Annotated in this window: 20 protein-coding genes and 2 pseudogenes; 17 read left to right on the top strand and 5 right to left on the bottom strand. The window is 39.8% G+C overall.

From position 1 onward, the window contains the following. The first annotated feature begins 42 nt into the window (after positions 1 to 42). The 12 genes and pseudogenes from C7Y71_RS02020 (at position 43) to C7Y71_RS01970 (ending at position 9,798) form a co-directional block, all read left to right on the top strand. Positions 43 to 477 (top strand): MmcQ/YjbR family DNA-binding protein, encoded by a 435-nt coding sequence (locus C7Y71_RS02020; protein ID WP_226943516.1) that lies wholly within the window; start codon positions 43 to 45, stop codon positions 475 to 477. 8 nt (positions 478 to 485) lie between these two features. After that, on the top strand, positions 486 to 788 hold the full coding sequence (locus tag C7Y71_RS02015) for a TIGR04076 family protein (protein WP_111897727.1): 303 nt from the start codon (positions 486 to 488) through the stop codon (positions 786 to 788). A gap of 202 nt (positions 789 to 990) precedes the next feature. Then, positions 991 to 2,037, top strand: coding sequence for a winged helix DNA-binding domain-containing protein (locus C7Y71_RS02010; protein WP_111897728.1), 1,047 nt, complete (start codon positions 991 to 993; stop codon positions 2,035 to 2,037). Continuing rightward, positions 1,979 to 2,188: pseudogene (locus C7Y71_RS12195) on the top strand (maltose acetyltransferase domain-containing protein); the annotation flags it as partial. The gene C7Y71_RS02010 and the pseudogene C7Y71_RS12195, both read left to right, overlap by 59 nt. A gap of 234 nt (positions 2,189 to 2,422) precedes the next feature. Then, a pseudogene (locus C7Y71_RS12190) lies at positions 2,423 to 2,572 on the top strand (DapH/DapD/GlmU-related protein); the annotation flags it as partial. 36 nt (positions 2,573 to 2,608) lie between these two features. After that, on the top strand, positions 2,609 to 3,442 hold the full coding sequence (locus C7Y71_RS02000) for an aldo/keto reductase (RefSeq protein WP_111897730.1): 834 nt from the start codon (positions 2,609 to 2,611) through the stop codon (positions 3,440 to 3,442). Between the two features lie 741 nt (positions 3,443 to 4,183). Further along, the gene (locus C7Y71_RS01995; protein ID WP_111897732.1) at positions 4,184 to 4,987 is read left to right on the top strand and encodes a type IV toxin-antitoxin system AbiEi family antitoxin domain-containing protein; all 804 of its coding nucleotides are present in this window, start codon (positions 4,184 to 4,186) and stop codon (positions 4,985 to 4,987) included. Then, on the top strand, positions 4,984 to 5,787 hold the full coding sequence (locus tag C7Y71_RS01990) for a nucleotidyl transferase AbiEii/AbiGii toxin family protein (protein ID WP_111897733.1): 804 nt from the start codon (positions 4,984 to 4,986) through the stop codon (positions 5,785 to 5,787). The genes C7Y71_RS01995 and C7Y71_RS01990 overlap by 4 nt, the downstream gene beginning before the upstream one ends. Positions 5,788 to 5,862: 75 nt before the next feature. Next, positions 5,863 to 6,633, top strand: a complete 771-nt coding sequence (locus C7Y71_RS01985) for an HNH endonuclease (RefSeq protein ID WP_193215941.1) — start codon at positions 5,863 to 5,865, stop codon at positions 6,631 to 6,633. A gap of 5 nt (positions 6,634 to 6,638) precedes the next feature. After that, positions 6,639 to 8,315, top strand: a complete 1,677-nt coding sequence (locus C7Y71_RS01980; protein WP_111897735.1) for a hypothetical protein — start codon at positions 6,639 to 6,641, stop codon at positions 8,313 to 8,315. A 92-nt stretch (positions 8,316 to 8,407) separates the two neighbouring features. Continuing rightward, the gene (locus C7Y71_RS01975) at positions 8,408 to 8,980 is read left to right on the top strand and encodes a Crp/Fnr family transcriptional regulator (protein WP_111897736.1); all 573 of its coding nucleotides are present in this window, start codon (positions 8,408 to 8,410) and stop codon (positions 8,978 to 8,980) included. Between the two features lie 104 nt (positions 8,981 to 9,084). Continuing rightward, positions 9,085 to 9,798 (top strand): SDR family NAD(P)-dependent oxidoreductase, encoded by a 714-nt coding sequence (locus C7Y71_RS01970; RefSeq protein ID WP_111897737.1) that lies wholly within the window; start codon positions 9,085 to 9,087, stop codon positions 9,796 to 9,798. 81 nt (positions 9,799 to 9,879) lie between these two features. On the opposite strand, the gene mnmE is transcribed toward C7Y71_RS01970, so the two are convergent. The 4 genes from mnmE to C7Y71_RS01950 are packed head-to-tail and all read right to left on the bottom strand — an operon-like array spanning position 9,880 to position 14,722. Further along, entirely contained in the window at positions 9,880 to 11,292 is a 1,413-nt protein-coding gene (gene mnmE / locus C7Y71_RS01965; protein WP_111897738.1) for a tRNA uridine-5-carboxymethylaminomethyl(34) synthesis GTPase MnmE, read from the bottom strand. 17 nt (positions 11,293 to 11,309) lie between these two features. Next, on the bottom strand, positions 11,310 to 13,406 hold the full coding sequence (gene recG / locus C7Y71_RS01960) for an ATP-dependent DNA helicase RecG (protein WP_111897739.1): 2,097 nt from the start codon (positions 13,404 to 13,406) through the stop codon (positions 11,310 to 11,312). A gap of 9 nt (positions 13,407 to 13,415) precedes the next feature. Beyond that, the gene (locus C7Y71_RS01955; RefSeq protein WP_111897740.1) at positions 13,416 to 13,964 is read right to left on the bottom strand and encodes a DJ-1 family glyoxalase III; all 549 of its coding nucleotides are present in this window, start codon (positions 13,962 to 13,964) and stop codon (positions 13,416 to 13,418) included. A gap of 44 nt (positions 13,965 to 14,008) precedes the next feature. Then, positions 14,009 to 14,722, bottom strand: coding sequence for a pyridoxine 5'-phosphate synthase (locus tag C7Y71_RS01950; RefSeq protein WP_111897741.1), 714 nt, complete (start codon positions 14,720 to 14,722; stop codon positions 14,009 to 14,011). Positions 14,723 to 14,822: 100 nt separating this feature from the next. Here C7Y71_RS01950 and C7Y71_RS01945 point away from each other — a divergent pair, with 100 nt between their 5' ends. From C7Y71_RS01945 to trhA, 5 genes are all read left to right on the top strand, one after another. Then, complete coding sequence (locus C7Y71_RS01945) at positions 14,823 to 15,695, top strand: NAD kinase (protein WP_111897742.1); 873 nt, start codon at positions 14,823 to 14,825, stop codon at positions 15,693 to 15,695. A gap of 18 nt (positions 15,696 to 15,713) precedes the next feature. Then, entirely contained in the window at positions 15,714 to 17,429 is a 1,716-nt protein-coding gene (locus C7Y71_RS01940; RefSeq protein ID WP_111897743.1) for an ABC transporter ATP-binding protein, read from the top strand. After that, positions 17,404 to 18,252: a carboxylating nicotinate-nucleotide diphosphorylase gene (gene nadC / locus C7Y71_RS01935; protein ID WP_111897744.1), complete on the top strand. Its 849-nt coding sequence runs from the start codon at positions 17,404 to 17,406 to the stop codon at positions 18,250 to 18,252. The genes C7Y71_RS01940 and nadC overlap by 26 nt, the downstream gene beginning before the upstream one ends. Positions 18,253 to 18,270: 18 nt before the next feature. Then, positions 18,271 to 19,914 (top strand): dipeptidase, encoded by a 1,644-nt coding sequence (locus C7Y71_RS01930; RefSeq protein ID WP_111897745.1) that lies wholly within the window; start codon positions 18,271 to 18,273, stop codon positions 19,912 to 19,914. 191 nt (positions 19,915 to 20,105) lie between these two features. After that, on the top strand, positions 20,106 to 20,756 hold the full coding sequence (trhA, locus tag C7Y71_RS01925; protein ID WP_111897746.1) for a PAQR family membrane homeostasis protein TrhA: 651 nt from the start codon (positions 20,106 to 20,108) through the stop codon (positions 20,754 to 20,756). Between the two features lie 96 nt (positions 20,757 to 20,852). On the opposite strand, the gene C7Y71_RS01920 is transcribed toward trhA, so the two are convergent. Next, entirely contained in the window at positions 20,853 to 24,377 is a 3,525-nt protein-coding gene (locus C7Y71_RS01920) for a CHAT domain-containing protein (RefSeq protein WP_111897747.1), read from the bottom strand. Between the last annotated feature and the right edge of the window lie 18 nt (positions 24,378 to 24,395).

Genomic DNA, 24,395 nt, shown 5'->3' with positions numbered 1-24,395 from the left:
ATTCATTAGGTATATCTGCAAGAAGCACGGTAGATTTGAGAATTGTTCAAACAAACAATAATCATGAACATTGAGCAAGTACGAGAATACACGTTGTCGCTCTATGGTGTTACTGAAGACCAACCATTTGGTGATGACATTATTACTTTCCGTCTGGAGGGTAAGATCTTCGTCTGCCTTTGGATAGGGGGTGGTAAGCATAATATAAATGATGCTGAACCAAGGCTGGCATTGAAGTTGCCACCTGAAAGAAATGAAGAACTTCGGTCGCAATTTTCTGCAGTAACACCAGCCTACCATTGGAATAAAAAACATTGGAGTGACGTGTATTACGAGCAATTAGACGAATCTTTGGTCCAGGCATGGATTATGGAGGCCTATCAACTCATAGTTTCAAAACTGCCAAAAGCCGTCCGTGAAGATGGATTTCATAATGGAGTGAAGACGATGAAATGTTCCGTTTTCAAAAACAAATAGAAAATAGAATGAATAAAGTAAAAATAACTGCATTGCGACAGACAATCTATCCCGATTTGATTAAAAAGTTTGAGAATCCTATCGAGCACACATGCGATATCAGGGAAGGACAGCAATGGATTTCTATTGATGGGAAGCAACCCGAAGGAATGTGCCCTTCTGCGTGGTATTCAATGCGTGAGTTCGTTGAAGCACTTGCCCGAGGTGAAGGCAACTTTTACGATGGATGGATGAGGAATCCGATGAGTGCAATGATTAGTTGTAATGACGGCTTCAGACCATACAGTTTTTATATAGAAGTAATAGAATGAAATGAGGACAACAAGCAGAAAATAGATTATGTGCAAAGTTGCAGAATATGACACAAGACGATGAAGACCTATCTCCAATGCGGAGATACATTTTATTTCAAGCGGCCACTTCACCCTCGAAAGCCATCATACCGAAATCGCACGATTGATGCGCGAATTCCTTCGCACTGTCCTCAAATAAGACAATAGTGTAGAGTAAAAAATGAATCCTATAGCCATCCGACTTCTCAATCAACAACTCGCAGCACCGCAGCTCGACAGCCCTGCAGATTTGGTAAGCCACATGGGTGCCATACAGGCGCAGGACTATCGCATGATGAGGTGGGCGGTGGCAATGCGAACACGTAATCCGTCGCACAAAGTTTTCAAGGCGGCTTTCGATAGTGGACAGATCATCCGCCTGCATCTGATGCGAGGAACATGGCAACTGATTGCTTCCGTAGACTATTGGCATTTTCTTCGGCTCTGTGCGCCAAAAGCCATTGCTGTTACAAAAGGATGGATGAGTAGCAATAAGATCAATATTTCAGATGAAGAAGAAATAAAGGTGCGGAGTATCCTGGAAAGTACTGCAGGTGATACTGCAGGTGTGACGAAAGAGGACTTTGTGCAAGCATTAAAAGAGAAAGATATCAGAATGGATAGTCACCGACTGTCGTACCATATCCGTATGGCAGAAATGTCTGGGTCAATATGCAGTGGCTATTTACACCCGACTAAAGCCACCTACACACTTTCTGACAATAAGGTGAAGAAACCGACTGTGTATGACCGAGACGATACACTGATGCACTTCACACGAAAATACTTCCAAAGCCGCCAACCGGCAACATTGGAAGACTTTTTATGGTGGTCGGGATTGAACGTTCGCGATTGCAAACGAGGCATAGAACTTTTAGGAAACGAAATACACAAGGAAATATGGCAAGGACGTGAATTTTACCTCACGGAAAACTGTCGCACCCGTGGATTCAGAAAAGGAAAATACCTGTTGATACCACCATACGATGAATACCTTATTGGCTATAAGAGCCGGGATGTAGTGCTGCCTCAAGAGTATCAGCACCATGCCCATAACAAAAACGGTATCTTCAAACCCATCGTCGCGCTCAATGGAACAGTATGTGGAAATTGGGCACCATTCGGAAAAAATCCTCGGGCAGTTTTTTTCAATAACGAAGATACCCCAGATGCTGTTCAGCAGGCCTGGAAGATGTATGAAAAATATAAGAACAGATGTTATGACTGAAATTGAGAAAATGAAATCTGGATTGGAATACAGTTATGCCGATGCAGAACTTATCGCGCGCAAGACTCAGGCCATCAAGTGGTGTGAGGAATACAATGCCATAGATGGCAGGGACTATGCCGCCCAATATGCCTATCTGAAGGAAATGCTTGGCGGCGTAGGAGAAAGAGTGTGGATAGCCAAGACTTTCTGCTGCGACTGCGGAAAAAACATCTACATAGGCAATGACTTTACAGGTAATTTCAACCTGACTATCCTCGACATCCGCGAAGTATATATCGGGAACCACGTGATGATTGGACCGAACACACTGATAACAACAGTTGGACACCCACTTTCACCTAAAGCCAGACGTGGATATATGGCAAAAGCAGAACCAGTCCGGATAGGCAACGATGTTTGGATTGGGGGAAATGTAACCATCCTGCCGGGAATTAACATTGGAAACAATGTTGTAATAGCAGCGGGTGCTGTTGTCACAAAGGATGTCCCTGACAACTCGCTTGTTGGTGGCATACCAGCCAAACTGATTAAGAAACTTGAAAACGATGTGGAAGACTGATACAGCCCCATGGAATATAAAATACTGAATAATGGTATAAAGATGCCTATGGTAGGTCTTGGCGTCTATAATATCCCTGAACGCGACACGCAGAGAGTCGTGGAAGATGCCTTTTCTGTAGGCTTTAGGAGCATCGATACTGCAGCCATGTACTATAACGAGAAAGGAGTGGGAGATGCAGTCAAGGCGTGTGGCATACCTCGGGAGCAGCTATTTATTACAACAAAAATTTGTAACTCATGCTATACAAGGGAAGATACGTTGCGCACAATAGACAGTTCTATGCAACAAATAGGACTTGACTATGTGGATTTAATGCTCATTCACTGGCCTGTGGGAAATCCAAAGGTTATATGGAAGACACTAGAAGAACTCTATGGCAAAGGAATGTTTAGAGCAATAGGACTCTCGAACTTTTATCCTAATACCTTTCAAAATATTATTGATGAAGCCATAGTAACACCTGCAGTCAACCAATGTGAAACTCATATCCTCTATCAGCAACGCAAAATGATAGAATATATGATCCCTTACAACGTGGCGCTGGAAGCATGGAGTCCGTTGGCTGAAGGGAGAAGCAATATCCTCAAGAACGAAACACTTGATCGCATAGGAAAGAAGTATGGAAAGACAGCAGCACAAGTGGCACTGAAATTCCTTATTCAAAACGACATTGTAATCATCCCCAAGACAATCCATATTGAGAGAATGAAAGAGAATATAGAATTATTCGACTTTAAACTGTCAAAATATGACCTACACGATATCCAACTGTTGGATACCGGCAAAAACGTCACGGGATGGCCTTCGGATGCGCTTAAATATTATCCCGAAGTTCCTTAAACAATAGGATGATGCGTTTTATTCAACGATGTTATATGTCGTTATTATCAATATGTTAAGAACTTAAAGGATTTACTAATGGCGTAAAAATGTAATGGTTATTCTCTTATACCCGTATTATATGTCCAAGGCTTCGACAATCACGGATTAGTCCCCTTAGAACCGACTTCAAGAGTTTCTTTTAATAAGCCCTTGATTTTAGTAAAATCACACATACCCCTCAGCCATCTGACAATAAAAAAACTACTTTCCGATGCAGAAAGTAATATCTGTAAATGTAAATGATTGATAGCCAGTATAAATGCGCCTATTTATGGGCGCCAAAAGTGACTCCGAGGGACAGTATAGGGACGCAAAATTGGCAAAAATCTGCAAATATGGGTGCCGTCCAAAAAAAGAAAATGCAAACATCTGCAAAATCGTTTTTCCAGTTCTTTGCACGTTTACACTTTTTAACGCAGATTTTTGCACATTCTTGCATTAAGGTTTAGTTTAGGTTATGGATATTTAATATGGGTATAAACTAAACCAAAGGGTTGCGCTATCAAACAGAATAATTGGCTTCTCTTTCTTTTGGACGGCTATCATATCTCATATTTAGAGTTATATGCGTGTATTTTGCTTCCAAATTCGATAAAAATGCGAATTTTGAGATAAAATTCTATAAAACAGAGTGATTTTAGGCAAAAACAGTACAAAGATAATATTTATTTTATTATATTTGCACCAAAATAACTCAGTATGACATTACAAAAGTGGATTGAAGATAGAGCTATTCATGGCTTTCCTACGTTTTCTGTTGAGGATGTTAGGGCTGTTGACTTGTGCTCTTCAGAACAGATTCTTCAAAATGAACTTTCCAGACTTAGTTCAAACAAGACTATAGCCAGTGTATATAGAGGGTATTACGTTATTATTCCCACTCAATATGTGTTGCGTGGATCTGTGCCAGCAACCTATTATATTGATCAGTTAATGTCGTATCTGCAAAAGCCTTACTATGTATGTATGCTTAGTGCAGCCGAGATGCTTGGTGCAGCTCATCAGCGCCCCCAGCAATTCTCTGTAATGACGACTTTTCCTAAGCGTAGGACAGTCTCTACTCGTAATGTAACCATAGATTGGTTTTATCGGGATGGACTGCCAGAGGAAGCCCTGATTACAAAGAATACTGAAACGGGAACTATCCGTATATCAAATCCTCTTCTAACCGCCGCTGACTTAGTGCAATATCAACAACATGTAGGCGGATTGTCGCGAGTCGCCACCATACTTGAAGAACTTTCAGAGCAGATTGACATTAATAATCAGTTTGCGCCACTTGCAACTTATGTGAAAAAGGTTGTATGGCAACGACTTGGCTATATACTTGAAAATGTCGTTAAGGAAAAAAACTTGGCAGATGACTTGTATGAACAGCTTCGTGCATCTTCGGGGTATTTCAAATATCAACCTTTAAGTACATCGGCAGAAGATAATCCATCATCCAGAGATAGTCGATGGAAGATAAACATAAACGTAGAAATAGAAATGGACGATATATGATAAACAGAACAGCAATACAACAATGGAGTGAGCATGCTCCCTGGATAGATAATGCGCAGATAGAGCAAGATCTGATTATATGCCGTGCCTTGGTTTCCATCTTTAGTGATGAGTTCCTTGCATCGCAGTTGGCATTCCGAGGTGGAACAGCCCTGCATAAACTTTATCTCTCGCCTCAGCCTCGATATAGTGAAGACATTGACTTGGTTCAGATTACTCCTGGACCTATCAAGCCTATTATGTATCGATTGGGCGAAGTTCTAGATTGGTTGCCAGATAGGGTAACTAAGCAGAAACGATATAATAATACTATGCTGTTCCGTGTGGAGTCTGAAATACCGCCTACAGTGCAGATACGATTGAAAGTTGAAATCAACTGCTTTGAACATTTCAACGTACTTGGGCTGACAAAGATTCCGTTCAAAGTGGAGAATTCATGGTTCACTGGCGAAGCCGAGTTGACGACCTATCATTTCGAGGAATTGTTGGGCACCAAACTTCGTGCCCTTTACCAGCGCAAGAAAGGTCGTGACCTCTTTGACCTTTATATCGCTTTACAGCGCAAGGATGTGGATGCTGATAAAGTCCTTCAGTGTTATAAGAGATATATGGAGTTCGTAGTTGGCAAGGCTCCATCTTACAAGCAGTTTGTCAATAACATGCAGGAGAAGATGGAAGATCCTGAGTTTACCAATGATATGCAATCTCTTCTGCGCCCAGGCATAGTATTCATTGCAAGTGATGCCTATTCATTGATTTATGAAACATTTATTGATAGGATGGAGGGGAAGAGAGGTTAAAATATTATCCCTTTGGGCAAAATGTATAGGTCAAATAACAATTATTCTATGTATTTGTAGACAAATCCTTTTATAGTGACTATTGGTAATTACATATCTACTGGCAAATGTATATGGTGTGGTCGCACTATTGCTGATGGAGCATCATTTCACAACATTCCACATGTTTTTCCTCATGCATTAGGTGGCGAGGATACATGTACAGATGTATGCGATGAATGCAATCATTACTTTGGAACAACCAAGGTACATGGTGTGCCATCGATTGATTTGACATTCAAAGAGATATTCAATGCATATCGCTTCTTTTGCCAAAATCTTAACGAGAATTCATACAAGAAGTTACGTTCAACTTTCTTTTCATATCACCATAGTACTCATTCGATAAAAATACGTCAAAATTTCAGAAATGATGTTCTCTGTAGACAGTTGAAGAGAGGGTTATATGAATGTTTCTTACAAAAATATCATCAAGTAACAGGTGATGGTAATAACCTAATATTTGATAGTGTAAGACAATATGCTCGTTACAATTATGGCGAGTTACGTGTGTACTATGCTTTCAACGATATCATTCTTGCAGAGAAAGAACAAGATAGACCTCATTTGGGTATGTCAGATATACTATTAGACGCTATGAGGGAATATGGCGTGTACCATTTTTGGCTTTTAGGACATTCTTTTTATCTTGAAGTTTTTCCTATTGCTTTCAATGTTAAAGGTATGGCATATTTGCAGAATGAAGCTAAGCATATATTATTGCCGACCAGTGATCGAGTTGGTATATTTGAGTTTAACGATATCCGTCAGATAGATCCTTTGATGTTTAGGTTTAATAACAGATAATTAATATGAATAAATACATGTCTCCATATAAATACAGAATACATCTGTATGTCACCTTTAAAGATTTGTTTCCTGAAGAACCAGAAATAAATGTGAAAGATATTTTGTCTCATTATAGCCGTAAGTCGTTGATAAATGTTGCACTAGCTTTAGATACTTACTATGGAGAAGGTGAGTTTGAAAAGTGTATTCATTTCTTTTCTGAAAGAAACAAAGGGCAGTATCAAGAGATTATGAGAAGATTTCATGTTTTCAAATCACAATCGATATATCCTAATACTGATTTCTTTTTCTGTAGCTTTATATCTGGATTAGAATTGTTGAGGTACACATATTCTATGCCAGAAAAAATATCAGACGATGAATCATATTCAAAATTTGAATGGGATCTTTTTAGAGCAATATTGCAAATTAATCAACAAACAATTTGCAAATTTCATGCTGTTGAAGGAATAAAAAAATATGAACTGATTTATTTGAATAATCTGTGTTATGTAGATTTAGGCAAAGATTTAAAAGAATTGGCAATACAACAATACGTTTACGCATATCATTTTTTCAAATACTTAGAGAGTTCTAACATTCAAAACAAAAATCTGCTCAATGCATTCGAAACTCATTATGGAACTTCATGGAAGAGGTATGTTTTAACCCTAATATCTGCAAGAACAATAAGTATTGGACACGCAGGAAGACTCAAGAAAACATTGGAATGTGATATAGATAACTTGATGGAGAAATCTGTTTACGATCATATGATATTAGATACATCTAAGGAAATGAAATATGCTTCTTCATCCAAAGAAGATAGGGAAGGTAATTCTGACTATCGTTATTTTCGTGAATCTCCAGTCATTGATGATGGCGATAGTTACATTCTTTATTCATCACCACTTTTTCTCGGCAAAGCTTATAACAGTTTATATTTTGATTTGCCAAAGATAAATAAGGAAATACCAGAAAAAAAGAATAGAGTTGGTTCTATTAAAGATTTAATAACAACAGATTTCGTTCAAAACACACTATTGTACAGATATGTTAAGGAATCTAGTCATAGTGGGTATGAAATGTATACAGAAGCTAGGATGGAGGCTCTTTACGATAAAAAAGAGAATGAATTAGGTGCACCTGATCTTGTTTTAATCTCGCATCGACATGCAATTTTGTTTGAGTGTAAGGATATAAGGCTTAATGGCTGGGTAAAAGAACAAAAGAACTATAATTTAATCATACAAGAACTAAAAGAAAAGATTTTAGGTGCTGGTCGTGATGATCATAAAGGGGTTGGGCAACTTACTGGCCATTTACAAAACATCAGAAACAATAACTTCCATTGGGCATCTATTGGTAGCGGAAAGAAAGTGTATCCTGTGCTAGTATTATCAGACCCAAATGTTAACCAAGAAGGATTAAATGGTATCATCTGGAATAGCTACCTTAAATCTCTTAAGAACAAAACAATTAGGCGTTTGGCTGCTAACAGACCTTTAATTGTGATGACGCCTATGACGCTGATAAAACATGCCAAAAGGTTTCGACAGAAAGGATTTGCATATTACTTTGAAATGTATAATAGATACATGGCTAAGAATCGACAATATGAATTGTCATTTGAACATTATATGAATTCATATAGATTTGATAGACAAGATTTGATAACAAAATATAAAGGAACTACGTGAAAGTTGAACACTTAATTCTATTGTTATTTTTATGAAATAATCTAAATGGAATATTTGTGTTTTATGTAGACTAATGCCAACATATTGTAGATATGATAGATTTCAACTCATACATCGATGGTCTTGACCTCTCTGCGCTGAAAGAGTATTGTGTTAATCATGGACGATTGACACAATATGCTAAAGGCGATTATTTTATCAAAGCAGGTGAAGAATCTCGGTATATTGGGTTTGTTGAATGTGGCTACTTCAACTACATAGTACATAATTCCTCTGAACAAAAAGATTATATTACAGGATTTGCCTTTGAGAGGGAGTTTGTGGGCGACTATCCAAATTGTCTTTCAAACAAGACGTCAGAAGTGACAATTGTTGCAGGCACTTCCTGTAAGGTCTTTCAATTAGCTGGTGAAGAATTAGGTAAACTATTAGATTCCAATGGTATGAGAGAGCTTAAGCAAGCCATATCCGACCATCTCTTTTCGCAGGTCTATACACAATATCTTGATACCTATCGCATGACCACCAGAGAGCGGTATAAGCGTTTACTTCTTCGTTGTCCTGAAATAGTACAAAGTATTAACCTAAAAAACATAGCCTCTTATCTAAAAGTTACACCAACAACTATCAGCTACATACGTAGAGAGATAACTTTTGGGCTGTAAATTCTCAAAACGTTTTGAGAATTTGTTGTCATGACGGTTCTTTTGCTTTATATTGTGCTTAGGCCTACTGGTAAACTATTACTTTTGTACACAAAAAGCACAATATGAATATCGTTATCATTGGAGCCACCTCAGGTATTGGTAAAGCTCTTTTCGAAAAGTATGCAAATGAGAACAATAGAATCGGCATTATTGGCCGACGTGCACATTTGCTTGACGAATTGTATCAGAAATATCCATCAAAGACCATTCCTGCCAAAGCAGACATTACCAAATTAGAAGAGATTGAACAAGCCATTTGTACTCTCCATGAAACGTTAGGGCACATTGATGTTGCTATCGCGTGTGCTGGTACTGGTGAGATTAACGCCACTCTTGACTATGCCGTGGAGCGTCCAACTATTGATACTAATGTTGTAGGTTGGACATTTGTCATTGACATGCTCTACCACATTTTCGAACGACAAGGCTGCGGCTATCTTGTTGCCATTACTTCTGCAGGTGGTCTGCGGGGTGAACCTATGGCACCTGCCTATAGTGCAACTAAAGCCTATCAAATCAACTATATGGAAGCCCTGCGTAAGAAGGCTTTCAAAAACGGAGGGCATATAATTGTTACAGATATTCGTCCAGGTCTTGTTGATACAGCTATGGCAAAAGGAGAAGGATTGTTTTGGGTAATGCCAGTAGAAAAAGTTGCTAATCAAATCATTACTGCCATTCGGAAGAAGAAATCCAAAGCCTACGTTACTAAGCGTTGGCACATTTTAGCGATAATAAATAAAATCCTTCCATATTGTTTATATAAAAGAATGTAACTTCCTAATATTGAAAGAAAATTGCCTTTTGAAAGCAGTTTAGTTTAGTCCGCTTTATATATAAAGAGGTCTAAACTAAACCTACTTTCCCACGCAGAATTTAGAGAAGATGTTGTTAAGCACTTCTTGTGAACTTACTTCGCCGATGATTTCTCCTAAAGCTTCGGTACATTCGTGTAGATCCTGACTGATGAATTCTCCTGACAAGGCATTCTGAAGCCCGTCGATAACACGTAGAAGAGCCTCATTAGCACGTTTGAATGCATCGAAATGCCTCACATTGCTCAAAACCACATCTTCTGTGTTCAGTCGTTTTGTGAATTCGCTAAGTGTGGCTTTTAATTTGTCTATCCCGTCGCCGCGTTTCGCGCTAATAGCAAATATGGATATGTCGTGCGAGAATGAGTTTTTGGTATCTGAATGAATCAAAGATAGTACATGTTCTTTTATTTCTGATTCATCTTTGTCATGAATGTCTGTTTTGTTTAGGAGTATAATTAGTTTAGAATCACTCGTGGCAGATGCGATTTGTTTGTATATGTTGGCAATTTCAACATCCGCATGTTCCAGGTCAACTACCCACAACACAATCTCTGCCTGACGGAGTTTGCTGAATGTGCGGTCAATGCCCATCTGTTCAATTACATCGGTGGTCTCGCGGATGCCTGCCGTATCAATAAAACGGAAAAGAACACCATCGATAACGACTGTGTCTTCTATGACATCTCGAGTCGTCCCTCTTATGTCGCTGACTATGGCTCGCTCTTCGCCAACAAGCCGGTTGAGCAAGGTGCTTTTTCCGGCATTGGTGTCTCCGATAATGGCAACAGGAATGCCGTTCTTTATAGCATTGCCTAACTTGAAAGTGCCGAGCAACCGGTCAATTTCGGCATTGATGTGCTTAGCCAATGCCATAAGTTCTTCTTTGTCTGCAAACTCAAGGTCTTCATGGTCAGAAAAGTCGAGTTCCAATTCCAGCAACGATTTGATGTGGAGTAATTGTTCTCTCAGTTTTTGGAGTTCTTTTGAAATGCCACCACGTATTTGGTTAATGGCGATTTTATGTGCCGACGCAGACTGCGCAGCAATGACATCTGCCACTGCCTCTGCTTGCGATAGGTCCAACTTTCCGTTAAGAAATGCGCGTTGAGTAAATTCGCCAGGTCTGGCAGCAGCGCAACCGTTGTTAATCAATAGTTCTGATATCTTCTGAAGAATATAACTTGAAGCATGGCATGAGATTTCCACACAATCTTCACCTGTATAACTATGAGGAGCCTTGAATACACTGACGAGGACCTCATCGATGACAGAGTTTGTTGTATCTATAATCGTGCCGTAAATTATTGTATATCCTTTCTGCAGGGACAATTCCTGCCCAGATGCAGAACGGAAAATCTTCTGAGTGGCAGGTATGGCATTATTTCCGGAAATGCGTATAATTCCTATAGCACCTCCTTGTCCGGTTGCTATGGCACATATTGTATTGTTCATGCGAAAAAACAGATATTTTAACTGATGTCAGAAAAGTTTTCCTTGTTGCGTTTTAGTCGTTTCAGTTGTTTCCAGACAATCGCGTTGTCCGAAAGATTTTCATCGGGATCTGAAGTCATGATCCGTGTGGCACATTCCCGGGCTTCTTCCATCAATTTGTTGTCTTTAATGATGTTTGCTATTTTCAGTGTGAAGGGTAGGCCGCTTTGAGCAGTGCCTTCTAAATCACCGGGACCGCGAAGTTTCATGTCTTCTTCTGCAATGACAAATCCGTCGTTGCTTTCTACCATGATGTCCATCCTTCGCTTAGTATTTTCGTTCAACCGACGATGGGTCATCAGTATGCAGTAGGATTGCTCTGCTCCTCTGCCTACACGACCGCGTAGTTGGTGAAGTTGTGCCAAACCGAAACGATCGGCTTCCTCAATGACCATTACTGATGCATTAGGCACATTCACTCCAACTTCTATTACTGTCGTGGATACAAGAATCTGTATTTCATTGTTCAGAAATGCAGACATTGCGGCTTCCTTCTCCTGAGATTTCATCTTCCCATGGACTTTCCCTACATTGTATTCTGAAAACACTTCCGTTAATTGCATATAACCGTCTTCAAGGTTTTTCAGGTCGCTCTTTTCGCTCTCTTCTATAAGTGGGTAAACGATGTAAACTTGACGACCGCGCTTGAGTTCTGTTCGTATTCCTGCATACATTTTGTCAACGTCAGACGAATAGTAATGCAGTGTCTGGATAGGCTTGCGACCAGGGGGTAATTCGTCGATAACGGATACATCTAAGTCGCCATAAACAGTCATGGCGAGCGTTCGTGGAATGGGGGTTGCTGTCATGACCAGTACATGAGGGGGACGGATATTCTTTTCCCACAATTTTGAGCGTTGTTTCACTCCAAACCTGTGTTGCTCGTCGATCACGGCCAGGCCCAAATTCAGAAAATGGACTTTTGGCTCTATCAGTGCATGAGTACCGACAAGAATTTGTGTTTTACCCGATGCCAAATCGTCAAGGATGCGCTTACGTTCTTTACCTTTTACAATGCCTGTCAGCAATTCTACGTTTACGTTCATGTTGCCAAGTAGCTCCCGAACTGTTGCAAGATGTTGCTCTGCAAGTATTTCCGTAGGAGCCATGATGCAGGCCTGAAACCCATTGTCTATGGCAAGGAGGCAACTCATAAGTGCAACCATTGTCTTGCCAGAACCCACATCACCCTGAAGAAGCCTGTTCATCTGTTGCCCCTTGCGCATGTCTGAGCGTATCTCTTTAATGACGCGTTTTTGAGCCTCGGTAAGTTCAAAAGGCAAGTGATCGTTATAGAATGTGAGAAATTGTTCGCCTACTTTCTTGAAAAGAAAACCTGCAACTTCCTTTTTTCTATCCTTTGCGTAGTGAAGAATGTCGAGTTGGAGATAGAATAATTCCTCAAATTTCAGACGATGAAGTGCTAGAGGGAGCGATTTCGAACTATTCGGATAATGTACATCATACAATGCCTTCTCAAGGCTAAGCAACCCTTTTTCGTTGATGATAGAAGGCGAGAGAGTTTCTGCTAATTTTCCCTGAACCGCATCGAATGCATTACTTATCAGATGGCTGATGACTTTCGAAGAAATGTTGCGTTTTTTCAGAAGTTCAGTGGTTGAATAGAACGCCTGAAACTGGTTCTGGCGGGTATTCTCTTCGTCATATTTTTCAATTTCAGGATGAGCAATGGAGAACCTCCTGCCAAAAACAGTAGGCTTGCCTAAAATCAAATATGGAACATTAGCCTTTATGGTTTCATTGATGTATTTCAATGCCTTGAACCATACAAGTTCAATGTAGCCGGTGCCATCTGTAAAGGTGGCGACAATACGCTTATGTGGACCTTTCGTTACACGCTCAAAATCAACAATCTGACCTACAAGTTGAACTTGCGGCATGTCTTCCTCCAGGTCCTGTATCCTGTGGATGATGGTCCGGTCCACATACTTATAAGGGAAGGTGTACAACAAATCCTTCAACGTGTAAACGTCGAGTTCACTGTTCAGCAATTTCGCCCTTGCCGGACCAACGCCTTTAAGATATTGGATGTCTTGAGAAAGAATGTCCGACATGAAATGTCATTATTCTGATTTAGCAATCATTCCGTTTAAAACGTCATCAACTATTTTGCTGTCGACAAATCTTTTGGCAATTTTTGCAGCAAATTCAAATGTTGCTCCCGGACCTTTCCCTGTGATGATATTGCCGTCCTCTTCTGCGAGATTTCCCGTTGTTGTCGCTCCTTCAAGATATTTTTCGAAGCCTGGATAGCAAGTGGCGCGTTTGTCAGTAAGCATTTTGTTTGTACCCAAAATGAAAGGGGCAGCACAAATGGCACCGATGATGCCACCACGTGTATTGACGAGTTTGATTTGGGAGATAAGTTCAGCCTTGTTTCTCAGATTTTCGGCGCCAGGCATCCCGCCGGGGAGAATAATGTTTTCAACGTTGGTTAAATCCAACTCGTCCCAAGTGATGTCGGCATTGATATCAATGCCATGGGCGCCTGAGACAACGCTTTCCTTGTTAATCGACACAGTCTGTACGTTGAGACCGCACCTTCTGAGAATGTCCAAAGTGCCAAGAGCCTCAATCTCCTCGAAGCCCTCTGCAAGGAATAAATGTATCATAAAAATGGTTTAATGTTACGTTCGACTTATTTAATGTTAATGTGTTATTTCAAGCATTCCAAATAGGCATGAACCGTTTGCTTAAGACCTGAATACAGTGCATCACAGATGAGCGCATGGCCTATACTTACTTCATCAGTAAAGGGTATGCGCTCATGAAAGTATTGAAGATTCTCAAGACTTAAGTCATGGCCGGCATTGATGCCAAGCCCTATTGATTTGCAATGATTAGCCGTTTCAACAAAGGGAGCAATGGCAAGTTCACGGTTGTGAGTGTATCCCGATGCGTATGGTTCAGTGTACAATTCTATGCGGTCTGCACCTGCCTTTAGCGCATATTCTGCCATTTCGATATCTGCGTCAATGAAAATGGACACTCTTATGCCTGCTGTCTTGAAACGCTGTGTTATATCAGTAAGGAATGCAACGTTGTGCTTGGTGTCCCAACCATGGTTTGAAGTCAGTTGATCCGGCGAGTCTGGAACAAGGGTTACTTGAGTAGGGCAGACTTCGCAAACTAATTTACAAAAATCATCACTCGGATAACCCTCAATGTTGAATTCAGTGTTGACAATTTGTTTCAGGTCGCGCACATCTTGATAGCGAATATGACGCTCGTCAGGGCGTGGATGTACTGTAATACCTTGTCCTCCAAATCTTTCAATGTCTTTGGAAACTTTGAGTAAATCAGGGTTATTCCCACCGCGAGAATTGCGTAATGTTGCTATTTTGTTGACATTTACACTAAGTTTTGTCATACCATTCGATGATTTAAGCCTAAAAATTACTAATTTTGCTTCAACTTTTTGACACTAATAGTGCAAAAGTAACAAAAAAACTTGAAAAAGTTGAACCATAATGAAAATTGCAATATTTGGCAACAATTTCCAAATAGAAAAAAACCAGCAGGTTCTTCAACTGATTAAGTCATTGAAAGACCATGGGTTTGATATCTGCATAGAAAGAAAGTTCTGCGAGTTCATCAAGCAGAATTTCAATGCGGACATCACAGAATGTGAGCCATTCGAAGGCAATGATTTTGAAACAGACCTCGCTATCTCTGTCGGTGGCGACGGTACATTCCTTACGACTGCAGCATGTGTCGGTGATAAGGGATGCCCAATCCTTGGCTTTAATACCGGACGTCTCGGTTTCCTCGCTGATGTAACTCCCGATGTCATTGATCAGGCACTCGACAATGTGATAGAAGGAAACTATATAGTAGAACAGCATACTGTCTTAAAGGCTTGCATAAAGTATAACAGCGAGTTGCAATACTGTTATGCACTCAATGAAGTAGCGCTCCTTAAGCACGACAATTCTTCTACAATAGACATAAAAACATTTGTTGATGGCGAATTGCTGACTAATTATACCGCCGACGGTCTTGTGGTTTGCACACCGACCGGTTCTACAGGCTATTCTTTAAGTGCAGGCGGACCAATTCTCGTACCGCAAAGCAAGTCGTTCTGCCTGACGGCTGTCGCACCGCACAGCATCAGCATACGCCCCGTTGTTCTTAGCGACGATGTGGAAATTATGCTGGAGGTAAAAAGTCGTAGCGGCAAATTTATGCTCGCTGTAGATGGCAGGAGTAGCAGTTTTTCGGATAAAACCAGAATATCACTTTGTAAAGCACCTCACACCATAGGTGTAATGAAAGTGCAGCACAAGTTTTATTTTGATACACTCAGAGAGAAACTCATGTGGGGTGGGGGAAGAAACAATTGATTATCATGCGAAACAGATATGGCGAACGCAAAAGCAGGGAACAAAACGCGCAAGGTTAGCGAACTGATGAAATGGCTTTGGAAGGTGTGGAAGGTGCACCGTTTTCAAGCCGTCTTGAACATTGTGGTGGGAATATTACTCGTCGTCCTTGACTTAGCCTTCGTTTGGGCAACAAAGAATTCTATTGACACTGCCACCGGACAGTCCCAGACATTTTCGCTGACATTTTCATTCATCTTACTCGGCATTATTGTCGTCCTGCAAATAGCGCTTTCATTAGCATCAAGGTGGATCAGGGCACTCCTTGGAGTAAAGGCGCAAAACAGAATGCGCAGATATATTTTCAGCCATCTGCTTGAAAGTGAGTGGATGAAGGCTAAAAAATATCATACAGGAGACCTTCTTAACAGGATAGAACAAGATGTCACAAACGTCATTACATTCCTTACAGAAAACCTGCCTTCACTCTTAACCACCATCTTCCAATTTATTGGTGCTTTTGTATTCCTTTTCTGGATGGACCACAAACTTGCACTGATTATCGTTATGATTCTTCCTTTCTTTTTGATAATCAGTAAGTTGTATGTCAAAAAGATGCGGGTCTTGACACATCTGGTGAGAGATTCAGAAAGTAAGATTCAAAGTATCATACAAGAAAGTCTGCAACATTCTTTATTGCTTAAAACATTAAGCCGTAAAAACAGCATGATTGCAAAACTCTTTGGTGCACAGGAACAGTTGCAAGACGAAATAGTGACCAGAACCATTTATTCATCGGTTTCTTCTGGTGTCATGAACATAGGTTTCGCCACTGGCTATCTCGTTACATTCATCTGGGGAGTTTCCAGTCTCAGCGCTGGCGCCATAACGTATGGAGCATTGATTGCATTCATTCAACTCGTAAGTCAAATTCAAGGTCCTGTCAGGACTCTGACAAAGTTTATCCCTGTCTTTATCGGCTCATTCACAGCAACCGAGCGACTGATGGCAATGGACGAAATTCCTAAAGAGAAGAACAGCAAAGAAGAACCGCTTGATGCACCTCTTGGCATTTCTGTACGCAATGTAACGTTCAGATATGAACCTGATAGTAAGATAATTCTTGATAACCTAAGCCTGGAATTTTCTCCAGGCAGCATCACGGCAATAGTAGGAGAGACAGGAGCAGGAAAAACTACGCTAATTCGCCTCCTTCTTTCCGTCCTTCAGCCCACATCGGGTGAGGTGATAATAACCGATGCAGAACGTGGGGAACACGTTGTAACACCTGGCACACGAGTCAACTTTTCGTACGTACCACAAGGAAACACATTGTTAAGTGGCACAATAAGGGAAAATCTCTTGTTGGGTAACCCTAAAGCAAACGAAGACGACATGAGGGTTGCGCTCAGTATGGCTGCAGCAGACTTCGTTTTCAGTCGGGAAGAAGGGCTTGACGCCCGATGCGGTGAAGTCGGTGATGGCTTTTCTGAAGGTCAGGCGCAGAGAATAAGTATAGCGCGTGCCCTGCTGAAGGACAATCCCATCCTCCTCTTCGATGAGGCAACATCATCGCTTGATACCGAGACGGAGAAAAAAGTGATAAAAAACATTATTTCAGGAAAGAAAGGCCGAACGATGATATTCGTTACGCATAGACCGGAAATAATCAAGTATTGCACACAAACCATAGAACTCATAGAAAAAAACGAATTAAACAATAATAAATATGTACACTGTAAACGAACTCAATGACAGACTGATAGACCTCGCTTTCTCAGAGGATATCGGCGACGGTGATCACACCACGCTTTGCTGCATACCCGAAGACGCAATGGGTAAGCAGAAGTTGCTGATTAAAGAGGAAGGCATTCTTGCCGGAGTAAGAATAGCAAAAGAGATATTCCACCGTTTCGACCCGCAACTCGATGTCGAGGTGTTTATAAACGACGGTGCGCACGTTAAACCTGGCGATGTAGCAATGATTGTTACAGGGAAGGTGAGAAGCCTGCTGCAAACTGAAAGGCTTATGCTGAACGTGATGCAAAGAATGAGCGGTATCGCAACAATGACAAACGAGTACGTAAGACGACTTGAAGGGACCAAAACACGTGTGCTCGACACGAGAAAAACAACTCCGGGCATGCGTATGCTTGAAAAAGAAGCCGTTAAAATCGGGGGTGGTGTGAACCATCGTATCGGACTTTTTGACATGATTCTTCTAAAAGACAATCACGTTGACTTTGCAGGTGGTATAGGAAATGCCCTCGACCGCTGCCACGAATACCTGAACAACAACCACCTCAACCTGAAAGTGGAGATAGAAGTCCGCAATTTCGAAGAACTGAACGAAGCACTCGAAAACGGTGGTGCCGACAGAATAATGCTCGACAATTTCTCAGTAGAAAACACAAAAAAGGCAGTAGAAATCGTAGCTGGGAGGGCAGAAACAGAATCGAGCGGGGGTATTACGCTCGACACACTTAGAGATTATGCCGAATGTGGCGTGGATTTTATTTCTGTAGGGGCATTGACGCATTCTGTGAAGTGTCTCGATATGTCGTTCAAAGCAGTATAATTAAAAAACATACATACAATGAAGAAAATTCTTTCATCAATCATATCTGTAGCCATTACAGTTCCAACTCTGGCGTGCACGAACTTTCTTGTAGGAAAAGACGCTTCAGCAGATGGTAGCACTTTCATATCATATAGCGCAGATTCATACGGCATGTATGGAAAACTCCTCTACTATCCGGCAGCAAAACATGCTAAAGGCGAAATGCGACGTATTGTAGATGGAGATACAAACCATTATCTCGGAGAAATTCCGGAAGCACCGGAGACATATAGTGTCATAGGCAATATCAACGAATATCAGGTCTCCATAATGGAAACAACGTTTGGAGGACGCGAAGAACTGGTTGACCCTGATGGAAAGATTGATTATGTAAGCCTGATGGCGCTGGGTATGCAGCGCGCCAAGACGGCTCGTGAGGCCATCAAGGTTATGACAGATCTCGTGCAGCAATATGGGTATGCCAGCGAGGGCGAGAGTTTTTCCGTTGCAGACCCCAACGAAGTGTGGATCATGGAAATGATAGGAAAAGGACCCAATGAGAAGGGTGCTGTTTGGGTGGCAGTGCGTATCCCCGACGACTGTATTGCAGTACATGCCAACCATAGCCGTATTCATCAGTTCGATATGAAGGACAAAAAGAATGTGATGTATAGCAAGGATGTCGTGGATTTCGCGCGTAAAAAAGGCTTTTTCTCAGGTAGCGATGAAGAATTCTCATTCTCGAAAGCCTACGCTCCTGCCGATTTTGGTGCTATACGCTATTGTGAGACACGTGCCTGGAGTTTCTTCAATCTGTGGGTGGAAGGCATGGATAAATACTTAGACTATGCCGACGGACGACATATAGATACCGCAGAGCCATTCCCGCTCTATATGAAGCCCAAGCGCAAACTCTCATTGAAGGATGTGATGAACTCTATGCGCGACCACTACGAAAACACGCCTTTCGACATAACAAAAGATGTAGGAGCAGGTCCCTTCTCCGGTCCTTATCGCACAACTCCTCTTTCTTGGGAGCACGAAGGCAAGAAGTATTTCAACGAACGCCCCATTTCTACAATGCAGTCATCATATACTGTAGTAGCGCAGATGCGAAGCACACTGCCCAATGCCATCGGTGGCATACTGTGGTTCGGAAACGACGATGCCAACATGATAGCATACACACCTGTCTATTGTTGCACAACAACAGTACCAAAGTGTTACGACGTAAACACAGCCAACGACGTTACTTTCTCCTGGGAGTCGGCATTCTGGGTATGCAACTGGGTGGCAAACATGACCTATCCGCGCTACAGCCACATCTTCCCGGCTGTTTTTGCAGTGCGCGAAAAACTCGAAAATGGCTATATCCAAAGTCAGCCGGAAACAGAAGCTAAAGCACTTGCATTATACAACTCTAATCCGCATGAAGCAAAGGCTTTTCTCAACGACTATACAAACAAAACGGCTGCGGATATGCTGGAACAATGGAAAAAACTCGGAGAATATATCATCGTGAAATACAATGACCAATGCGTAAAACCGGAAGTTGATGGCAAGTTCAAAATGACACGCGACGGCATTGCCGTACCGCCACAACGTCCAGGATACGATGACATGTTCAAGGAGATAATAGTAAAGGAATCAGGCGAACGCTATAAAATGCCTGAAAAATAGTAATAAAATGTAGTGTGAGGGTGTGTCATAATTGATAAAGTCGCCTAAAAGGCGAGAAATCTTGCATAATCATTACAAATCATACAAAAACAATTAACTGAAAATCAATTTGTTAGATTTGAATAGATTTGTAGGATTTCTGCGCGACATCGCACTCTATTTATTGATGACACACCCTCATTTAGGTAAAAATGTCTATCAAATACACCCAAAAAGAAGAACTCATAAATTCCCTGTCTCATGCCGGAGGTATCATCCTCGGCATAGTCTTTGGCATCATTTTCCTCGTATGGTGCAACCGCTCCGATAACGGCTTCGCGCGCGCAGGAGTAATCCTCTATTTGGTAGGCATGCTCCTTTCTTACGTAGCCTCAACGATATATCATGCCTTGCCGCAAACAATTAAGGCTAGGGCGTTTCTGCGCAAATGTGACCACGCGGCCATCTATTGGCACATAGCAGGCAGTTATTCGCCCATCACACTCGTGGCACTTCGCGAACAAGGCTGGTGGGGGTGGGGGCTCTTCTCCTTCGTTTGGATGTGCGCAATAGCAGGCACCATCGTAAGTTTCATCAAACTCAAAGACCACAGCAATTTTGAAACTATCTGTTTCATAGGCATGGGACTTTCAGTCCTTATCTGTTTCAAGCCCCTCATCGATGCAGTAAGCACGGCTGCAGTAGTCTGGATTATTGCAGAAGGTGTCTGCTACATCACAGGAGCACTTTTCTACACCCTCCACAAGCGCACGTACATGCACAGCATCTTCCACTTTTTCGTCCTCGCTGGCAGCATCTGCCACATTATCGCCATCTGGGATATGCTCGTGGAATACCTTTAGACGAATGGAGAGTTTTCATATAGATTGAGTTCTTTCGTTAGAGCAGGAATTGTGGAATAATTCTTCTCTTATCTGAATCTGATATACTTGGATAAATTATCTTATACCATCCAACAATACAAATGCAGCCCAATAATGTGGGTCTTTATATTTAGTATTAACAATTAAATAGTTTTGTGCTTCATTAAGTGCTTGCTGTTTGTCATTATATTTAGCGAGTGCTTCATAAAATTTAGTCATAAAGATAGATGTTGACTCATCGTTAACTGACCATAAACTCATTAGAATAGAATTTACACCAGCCTTTTTAAAACCTCTTTGTATTCCGATAACTCCATCATTACTTATAATGCCAGTGCCTGTTTGACAAGCTGAGAGTATTGCGAGATCTACTCCGTGTAAATCTAATGAACTTATTTCCATTGCTGTCAAAATTCCATCATTGTTGCTGGAGATTTTTTTATTATTCTTTAAGACTTTGTTAACTCCTGCAAATACGAGCCCCGAACGTATAAGACCTTTTTCTTCAATATCTCTATAGTTTCTCCCAATGATTGAAAAATAGTTATTCTTGTCTAATCTCGAATAATTATCATCATTGATATAAAACCCATGAGTGGCTATGTGAAGCAATGAAATAGGATATTGCGAATAATACTTAAAAGCAGGCTCAGTGCCTTTATCATTAGTAAGCACACCAACCTTTTTAACATTTTCTATGTGATACATTAAAGGTTCTATGCATTCAATTTCCTTTTTTGTAGCTGGCAAGTAATCTACTTTATTTATTTTCAATCCCTCTCTAAATAGAGGTTCGTTGTTATCTTCCGTAAAACTTTTTTGTTTTGTGTTATACCTGTCATTATCGTAATTAAGTCCTCCGACAAGCAGTCCATAATGATAATCTCCACTCTGATGATTAAAAGCCGTATCTCTTGCTACTGCGATTTCTCGTGTAGAAGAAAGTCTATATATATTGTAAATAGAATTAACTCTTTGATTAGTATATATATCTATAGCGGATTCTATAGGCAAAGTGTTGAGAATTCCAGAAGGAGAAAAGAAAATTGTTTTAGTTGCAGTAAGGTAATCTTCTAAGTTCCCCCAAATCACATTATACAAATTACCGTTAGAGATGTCATTTTTGGATGTATTTCTTAAGTCACCATTTGAGCATAATTTGACAATCTTTGGTGTTGTATCATTGGGGCATAGCACAAATGCATAGTATGTGGTATCTTGTTTATTTGGTAAATCTGTAAATTCTATTGCAATCTCATCATTATGTAAACAACTATCTACCTGATTTAGCGAGACTTTTTGTTTTTCTATATAATTGGAATAGTCTACATTGTATGTAAGACTTTTATGAATGTCATTTAGTTGATAAGATAATTCGTTACATTTATCTAGTCTTCCAATTCTTCTATACTTTTCAATATCCGCCTTAATCTTGTTATATTCAGAAAGTAATATCTTTGCTTCTTCATTGGTTCCGTTTAGTATATGTTTCATTAAAGAAACTTCTGAATTTAAAAGAAGTCCTTTCCCAAATAAGAGAGCCCCATATGCTGAACTCGTTATCTGATTCTCTCTTGAATGCACAGCAATTTCAACTAAGTCAAATAATAGCCAGTTGCGATAATGTTGCCATAACCCAGTTCGAAGTTCTCTAGAAATTGAGAATATTTTTGATTGTAGATATGGTATAATTAAATCGGTAGATATAATCGCATATTCTCTTTCTCCTTTTGAGTCATTTTGTTTTTTTCGTATTTTTGAAAGAAGAATTAGTGCGTCTATATGAACGTTAAATCCTTCATCTGTACTATAGTCATAAATGCTCGTATTAGGATTGAAGTTTTGAAGATTTGGCTCACTAATGATTTTATTAAAAAGTATATAAAAAGAATAATTTGTGGATAATGGTCTTGTCGTATTTATAGGCATTTCATTCAGTAGATAATTACAAATGCTGTCTGCTTTATCATATTCCTCTTTCTTATAATAATTATTTGCAGTTAGAAACACTGAATAATAGTAATTATTTCTAATTGAATTATCTGCTGCAGTGGTTTGGAATTCTTCTAATAAACGTTCGTAGATGTTGGCTGACAATTCTGGCTTTTCATTCTGAATACTTTTTGCATAGTGTCTGTTGTAACTATTATTTATATTTTCGAAATATGTATCATCAATGAAACGACTATAAGTGTCAATTTTATGTTGGGTTTTATGTGGATTAAAAGAATTTACTATATTCTCTAAAGGTTTAAAACAATAATTCAAATGGTCTGTTATAGTTTTACATGTGTCACTGATATTAATTCTAAGATAACTTTCGATATTTTGATAAGGAATAAAAGGCGTCTTTAAGGCGTCAATATAATCTTCTAATCCATAATTGTTTACACTATTTAGGATAGACGTTACAACTTCAAAACTACTCTCTCTCTCTCCCATAAAGAATTTTAGTCCTTCTTTATCAATGGCCACAGGCATTCTAAAGAATGAAATGTTAAGATCTCTATAATAATGATCTCTTAAATAATTATAAATATATTCTTTCCCTTCTTCATTCACAATATCAGAAAGCGTTAGACGTATGCCTTGTCTTATATCAAAAGTCGCTGCAAATGCGCACTCTACATCTCCCTCTGCCTCTGAATGTCGAGAATACTCTATGAAAAATGATGCATATTCGTTTGATTTGTATAGTGGGCAAACTAGAAAGGTTTCATGAATGGATTCGTTGGATGTGAGGTTGTTATTGAAATAGTTTATAATGCTTTCAATTAAGGATTTCTCATCCTTAATATTTCTAATGTCGCAGATAAAGTATTCTCCTTTTGAAACGGCATAACAATCTGCAATCCAGTATAAGATGTTTTCTTTAATATTATCCAAATTATTCAACTTAGGGATACTAATATAAAAAGAAGTCTCATTAATAGAATCGGAATTTTCAGAATTATTAATAGGTATTTGATAATTTAAGGTCTCTGTATAATTGTCTAAATCAAAACAAACAAAGTGTCCTATTGGTATTTCTGCTAATGGGACAAAAACTTTACCTATGTATTCATTGTAAATAGATACTTTATCATTATAAAGTGAATCTGTATTCAGTCCTGATTCTTCTGCATTTAATCCTGCGTAAAAACCATTAAGGCCAAACATGTCAGATTGATAGTCGTGAAAAATTGGTTCTTTTGTTCTTAAACCAAGATAAACAAGGGAATCGTAATGCTTTCTCTCATTATGATAGATTGTAGGATATTCTTTCTTTAGTTTATAGTCATATATATATGAACTTTTATCAGTCTTTCGGCATAACAAATAGCGTCCTTCTGAATTAGCTATTATTTTAATCTCTTTGTATTCAGGAAAAAGGCTTTCAAGAGATAGAGATTCTTTATTTCTTCGAATTACGCATAAAACGCTGTCACTATTGTTAAATGCAATGTAATCTTGACCATTTAAACTATCAATAATAGAATAATCGTCTTTTTTATTGATTGTATTGATTGTAGAGTTTTCCTTAATAGTCTGTGCATATGATTCAAGAAAAGAACATAAAAGACTTAGAATGAAAGGAATTGCTGTTTTAAGATGTTTCATTTGATTTTCAATGAAGTT

It is taken from the genome of Pseudoprevotella muciniphila (assembly GCF_003265305.2).
GTDB classification, from domain to species: domain Bacteria; phylum Bacteroidota; class Bacteroidia; order Bacteroidales; family Bacteroidaceae; genus Alloprevotella; species Alloprevotella muciniphila.
Note: the sequence above shows the minus strand (reverse complement) of the source record. Positions and strands in the feature narration are given on the sequence as shown.

What these genes read in the sequence shown, in the direction of transcription:
- C7Y71_RS02000 (WP_111897730.1), top strand. Translation starts at nt 2,609, where the DNA reads ATGGAATATAAAATACTGAATAATGGTATAAAGATGCCTATGGTAGGT.
- C7Y71_RS01950 (WP_111897741.1), bottom strand. Translation starts at nt 14,722, where the DNA reads ATGACAAAACTTAGTGTAAATGTCAACAAAATAGCAACATTACGCAAT.
- C7Y71_RS01955 (WP_111897740.1), bottom strand. Translation starts at nt 13,964, where the DNA reads ATGATACATTTATTCCTTGCAGAGGGCTTCGAGGAGATTGAGGCTCTT.
- C7Y71_RS02015 (WP_111897727.1), top strand. Translation starts at nt 486, where the DNA reads ATGAATAAAGTAAAAATAACTGCATTGCGACAGACAATCTATCCCGAT.
- C7Y71_RS01980 (WP_111897735.1), top strand. Translation starts at nt 6,639, where the DNA reads ATGAATAAATACATGTCTCCATATAAATACAGAATACATCTGTATGTC.
- trhA (WP_111897746.1), top strand. Translation starts at nt 20,106, where the DNA reads ATGTCTATCAAATACACCCAAAAAGAAGAACTCATAAATTCCCTGTCT.
- C7Y71_RS01940 (WP_111897743.1), top strand. Translation starts at nt 15,714, where the DNA reads ATGGCGAACGCAAAAGCAGGGAACAAAACGCGCAAGGTTAGCGAACTG.
- C7Y71_RS01995 (WP_111897732.1), top strand. Translation starts at nt 4,184, where the DNA reads ATGACATTACAAAAGTGGATTGAAGATAGAGCTATTCATGGCTTTCCT.
- C7Y71_RS01975 (WP_111897736.1), top strand. Translation starts at nt 8,408, where the DNA reads ATGATAGATTTCAACTCATACATCGATGGTCTTGACCTCTCTGCGCTG.
- C7Y71_RS01945 (WP_111897742.1), top strand. Translation starts at nt 14,823, where the DNA reads ATGAAAATTGCAATATTTGGCAACAATTTCCAAATAGAAAAAAACCAG.
- C7Y71_RS02010 (WP_111897728.1), top strand. Translation starts at nt 991, where the DNA reads ATGAATCCTATAGCCATCCGACTTCTCAATCAACAACTCGCAGCACCG.
- mnmE (WP_111897738.1), bottom strand. Translation starts at nt 11,292, where the DNA reads ATGAACAATACAATATGTGCCATAGCAACCGGACAAGGAGGTGCTATA.
- C7Y71_RS01920 (WP_111897747.1), bottom strand. Translation starts at nt 24,377, where the DNA reads ATGAAACATCTTAAAACAGCAATTCCTTTCATTCTAAGTCTTTTATGT.
- C7Y71_RS01930 (WP_111897745.1), top strand. Translation starts at nt 18,271, where the DNA reads ATGAAGAAAATTCTTTCATCAATCATATCTGTAGCCATTACAGTTCCA.
- C7Y71_RS01990 (WP_111897733.1), top strand. Translation starts at nt 4,984, where the DNA reads ATGATAAACAGAACAGCAATACAACAATGGAGTGAGCATGCTCCCTGG.
- C7Y71_RS01970 (WP_111897737.1), top strand. Translation starts at nt 9,085, where the DNA reads ATGAATATCGTTATCATTGGAGCCACCTCAGGTATTGGTAAAGCTCTT.
- nadC (WP_111897744.1), top strand. Translation starts at nt 17,404, where the DNA reads ATGTACACTGTAAACGAACTCAATGACAGACTGATAGACCTCGCTTTC.
- recG (WP_111897739.1), bottom strand. Translation starts at nt 13,406, where the DNA reads ATGTCGGACATTCTTTCTCAAGACATCCAATATCTTAAAGGCGTTGGT.